Annotated in this window: 6 protein-coding genes; all 6 read right to left on the bottom strand. The window is 64.2% G+C overall.

The window, feature by feature from the left end; translation table 11 throughout:
• Nucleotides 1-176: 176 nt before the first annotated feature.
• Entirely contained in the window at nt 177-326 is a 150-nt protein-coding gene (locus tag WAX14_RS18635; protein ID WP_422629533.1) for a hypothetical protein, read from the bottom strand.
• Nucleotides 327-477: 151 nt separating this feature from the next.
• Nucleotides 478-1,023, bottom strand: a complete 546-nt coding sequence (locus WAX14_RS18630; protein ID WP_422629532.1) for an exonuclease domain-containing protein — start codon at nt 1,021-1,023, stop codon at nt 478-480.
• Nucleotides 1,020-1,910: a hypothetical protein gene (locus WAX14_RS18625; protein WP_422629531.1), complete on the bottom strand. Its 891-nt coding sequence runs from the start codon at nt 1,908-1,910 to the stop codon at nt 1,020-1,022. Before WAX14_RS18625 ends, WAX14_RS18630 begins: the two co-directional genes overlap by 4 nt.
• The gene (locus WAX14_RS18620) at nt 1,907-2,218 is read right to left on the bottom strand and encodes an HNH endonuclease signature motif containing protein (RefSeq protein WP_422629530.1); all 312 of its coding nucleotides are present in this window, start codon (nt 2,216-2,218) and stop codon (nt 1,907-1,909) included. Before WAX14_RS18620 ends, WAX14_RS18625 begins: the two co-directional genes overlap by 4 nt.
• 66 nt (nt 2,219-2,284) lie before the next feature.
• Entirely contained in the window at nt 2,285-3,166 is an 882-nt protein-coding gene (locus WAX14_RS18615; RefSeq protein ID WP_422629529.1) for a YqaJ viral recombinase family protein, read from the bottom strand.
• Nucleotides 3,163-3,447 (bottom strand): hypothetical protein, encoded by a 285-nt coding sequence (locus WAX14_RS18610; protein WP_422629528.1) that lies wholly within the window; start codon nt 3,445-3,447, stop codon nt 3,163-3,165. Before WAX14_RS18610 ends, WAX14_RS18615 begins: the two co-directional genes overlap by 4 nt.
• Between the last annotated feature and the right edge of the window lie 263 nt (nt 3,448-3,710).

Here is a 3,710-nt window from a genome sequence, read left to right as displayed (position 1 = left end):
GTCTCGCTCCAAGTCTCCGGCGAACAGATCCGCGGTGATGTCGGCGAGCTTGTCCAGGCCGACTCCGTTGTCGTCGACGTACGACCAGAGTCCGATGAACAGCAGGCGATCATCACGGGCGAGGCCGGTGATGTCTTCGGACCGCCAGAACTCTGGTCGGATCGAACGAATCCGCATCAGGCAGCCCTCCTCTCGATGATCTCGGTTGGCATGTGGTGCCCGGACATGACGCAGGTGTGGCCGATGCTGTCGTAGTGGCGGGCGACGCGGCCGGTGTCGTCGGATGCTTGCGCGGTGCGCCAGCAGACGGGGCAGGTGATGGTCATCGGCCACTCCTGCAGTCGTGGCACCAGTAGGCGCCGGCCGCTGCTTTGCCGCCGCAGATTTTGCAGTGCCTCGGCGGCGGGGTGTGGGGGCGGGTGGCGCGCAGGATCTCGGCGGAAACCGAGACCATGCGCACCACCGATGGATCCGATGTCATGCCCCAGACCTTGCGATCAGGCGACGGAAGCACTCAGCGGTCGCGCGCGCATCACCCATCGCAGAATGCGGATCCTCGTTCGTCACATCGAGGAGCTCACACACCTTCGCCAGCCCAGGCGTCTCGGTCGGCGGCAGCCCAAGCGCACCGGCCGCGTACGCAGCCAGATCAGCGAGGCGGTAGTGCCAGGGCTGCGGGTAGTTCAGGTATCCCACGAGGAGCCTGCGCAGGACGGCGGCGTCATACGCCGGGTTCGACCCGGCGAGCGTGTTTCCGTCGAGCAGGTCGGCGAGCTTCCAGAGTGCTTCCTCGTTGCCCTTCTCGGAGGTTGCGGCCGAGTGGAACACACCGCGTTCGAAGTACCGATTGACCTCGAGTGCACCGGCATCGAACTTGCTGTACAGCTCACGCTTGATCCACGGGACGAAATAGAACTCTTCGCCGGTCGCAACGTTCACGGCGGCGATCTCGAGCGCTACAGCGCGGGAGACATCGAGGCTGGACGTTTCGAGGTCGACGACGATCAGCTGACGCTTGCTCATGCCGCACCGCCGTCCTCGGGCTGCTCGAGGAACGCGATGAGCTGCCCGGCCTGCTCGCCGGTGATGTCCGCGGCGGACTTGATGCCGTCGCCGAACTGCTCCTGCAGGTACTTCAACTTGGCGGGTTTCGTGGTGGTGCCCGCGGCGTCCAACAGTTCTGAGATGCGCTGCTGCTGGTCGGGTGTCGCGTACTCGATGACCGACTGCTCGGGTGTCGGTGCCGGGGCGAGAGCAGCCTTGAGGCCGGCCACACCCCGGCGCGGTGGTCGAACCTGCTCGGAGGTGACGCGGACGCGGTCCTGGTCGCGCAGCTCTTCGACGATGCCGAGCCCGGACAGCGCATCCGGGGCCATACGCTTCGCGAGGTCTGTCGTGCACCGGGCGTACAGCATGTTCTCGGGCATCGTGTCGTACAGCTTGTTCGAGGTCAGCCCGGCTTTCTGCGCCTTCTCGATGGTCCACTCGACGCGCACCACGACGTCGGAGTCGGCGCGCCGGCCAGCGAGCACGACCTTCGTGGGGCCGACTTCCTCCTCCCAGATCTGGTGCCCGGCTCGGATGATCAGCTCGCGCATTTCCTTCGACTGGATCGCGGGCTTCCCCTTGATCACGTAGACGTCCTGCAGTGACTTGGTCCAGTGCCAGCCGAGGGAGGCTCCGTAGGCGATGGCGATCGCACCGTCGGCGGGCTTACCTCTGAAGTGGTCGGCGACGAGCTGTCCACCGCATGCTTTTTCGGCGAGGCCGTAGGCCACCTGCAGGAACTCGGCTTCGGCTTGCAGGTCGGCGAGCTGCTCGGCGCGGGATTGTGCACGGTTGGCGGCTGCCGGGGCGAGCGCGTTTGTGGCAGGCAGGACTTCGTTGGTGATGTGGTCGATCTCGTTCATGCTGGAATGCCTTTCGTGTTGATGTGGGATTGCCGCCAACGTCGTTCTGCGGCCCTTCTGCAAGTTCGACATTCGCGGTATCCGCGCGGGTCGATGTAGGTGTTCTTTGGTGTCAGCTCATGTCCGTGCTTGCAGTGCGTTCGAGACAGGCTGCGCTCTCTGTTTGCGTCCACACAATCGCCACGAAGGGTGTTCTCGCGGTTAGTGACTGGCTCAAGATGAGCAGGGTTGACGCAGTGTCGAACTCGGCATAGGTGGTCGATCACGAGCCCCTCAGGAATGTCGCCGACCGACAACTCGTATGCCACTCGATGTGCCCGGTGGGGTCGTCCGTTCAACAGGTATCAGACTTCTGGACCTTCTCCCGGAACCGCTCACTCAAGGTTTTCACTGAACGCCTCCATGGAGGATGTGCAAACGAGGCTGACCGACTTCACTCCCTGACGTCGCGCGATCGGTCGACCACCGCATGTGGCCCGCTGGGCGTTGCCCATGGCGTCGAGCACTCGGGTTTTGAGGCCGCGTAGCTCTTTGTCGAGAGCCTTCGACTTGGTGGTGGCGGTGAGGTATTCGACGGCCAGTACCTCGTCGAGTTCGACCTCAGCATCGCGTTCGATGTCCGGGTGGAGTGCGCGCACCGTGGCGTACGTCGTCACCGAGTCGTCCAACTCGGGTGGTGTGCCCGCACTGAGCGACGCCACCCACAGGCAGACGTGCTGCAGGATGAGGTCGGCGAGGTCCTGGTCCCATTCGACGTGGTAGATCTTCGGCGGACCGTAGACCGGCCATGCGACGAGATCAGCGTCGTGGATGCCGGATACGAACATCTGCCAGGTGATCTGTGCAGCGTGGTCGGCGGGGATCTCACCACTACCGTCGTCGCCGAAGTCTTCGAGGGACCGCGGTGCTTTCACTTCGACGATGCGCCTTGCACGGCCTCGCGATGCTCGTCGGTCGATGGTTGCGACGGCGGGGAATCCGAGATCGTCGCGGACGTACTGCACTTCACCTTGGGATGCGCGCCAGCCGGGGTTGCGGAGCAGCCAGAAGTGGCGTGCCGCGAGTTCTGCGGCGTGCCCCATGTCGAACATCTCCTGGGTGGATTCGGAGATCTGTGTGGGTTCGACGTTGCCGGCCATTTGGTGCCACAAAGAGAACTGCGACTGGAAGCGTGAGATGCCGAGGATCGCGCTGATCTTGCTGGCTGTGATTGTCGAGAGCCATTCGGCCGATCCTGGCTTCAATTCGACGGTCATTCGCTCCACCCGTCTTGGAAGTCGGGTGCGATGTCGTTGTCGTCGATGAGGTATCCGCGTGTGGCTGCCCGGAATTCGCGCCGGTCGATGAGGTCGTTGGCGCAGCCGGCGGGTTTGCAGGCGGTGGTGCGGGTGCGCCCGCAGCCTTCACGAGTACAGACCCAGGTTGGTCCGGGGTGGCGGTACACGGCGGGGGTGACACCGAGTTCGTGGTCGATGGCGATTTCGTGGGCGCGGTCAGCGGCAGCACCCGGATCGCCGTACGTGTTGACGGTCGTCACGATTCCTTCTTCCTCATTCGGTAGCACCACTGGCACATGCCTTTCGATCCGGAGCCGACCGTCCCGGGGAACTGGTCGGCGCGTGTGCCTTTCGGCCGGATCAACCTTTCGCATTCCGAGCACCGCCCCAGTTCGACGTCCATGGGCAGTGAAACCGGCGCCGGGTGCAGTACCCGGTCCTCGGAGAACGCTTCCCACAGCACCGGATCGGGTTTCAGTGCCGGCCGGTTCGGAATGGACCTAGCCCACTCATCGAGTGACCG

It is taken from the genome of Rhodococcus sp. (in: high G+C Gram-positive bacteria), from assembly GCF_049299235.1.
Classification (GTDB): Bacteria; Actinomycetota; Actinomycetes; order Mycobacteriales; family Mycobacteriaceae; genus Rhodococcus.
Note: the sequence above shows the minus strand (reverse complement) of the source record. Positions and strands in the feature narration are given on the sequence as shown.